We start from the raw sequence: 425 nt of genomic DNA on the forward strand, positions 1-425 counted from the left end.
CCTTCACGGATTGCGAAACGCAGACCGTCGTCCATCGCGATTGGGTGGATCAGGGTAACAACCATTTTGATGTTGTCGCCTGGCATTACCATCTCAACGCCTTCTGGCAGTTCGATGGTACCGGTCACGTCAGTAGTACGGAAGTAGAACTGTGGACGGTAGCCTTTGAAGAACGGAGTATGACGGCCGCCTTCGTCTTTGGACAGAATGTACACTTCAGATTCGAACTTGGTGTGTGGCTTGATTGAGCCTGGCTTAGCCAGAACCTGACCACGTTCGATTTCTTCACGTTTGATACCACGCAGCAGAACACCAACGTTCTCACCGGCACGGCCTTCGTCCAGCAGTTTGCGGAACATTTCAACGCCGGTACAGGTAGACTTCGCAGTCTCTTTGATACCAACGATTTCAACTTCTTCACCAAC

The 425-nt window shown here is 51.3% G+C and carries 1 protein-coding gene; it reads right to left on the reverse strand.

Features of this window, described 5'->3' with window-relative positions; all coding sequences use genetic code 11:
• Window positions 1–425, reverse strand: a 425-nt coding sequence (locus ACOYA6_RS23045; protein ID WP_422655480.1) for an EF-Tu C-terminal domain-related protein, incomplete at both ends; no start/stop codon positions are given.

It is taken from the genome of Leclercia barmai (assembly GCF_049312895.1).
In the GTDB taxonomy this organism is placed as follows: domain Bacteria; phylum Pseudomonadota; class Gammaproteobacteria; order Enterobacterales; family Enterobacteriaceae; genus Enterobacter; species Enterobacter barmai.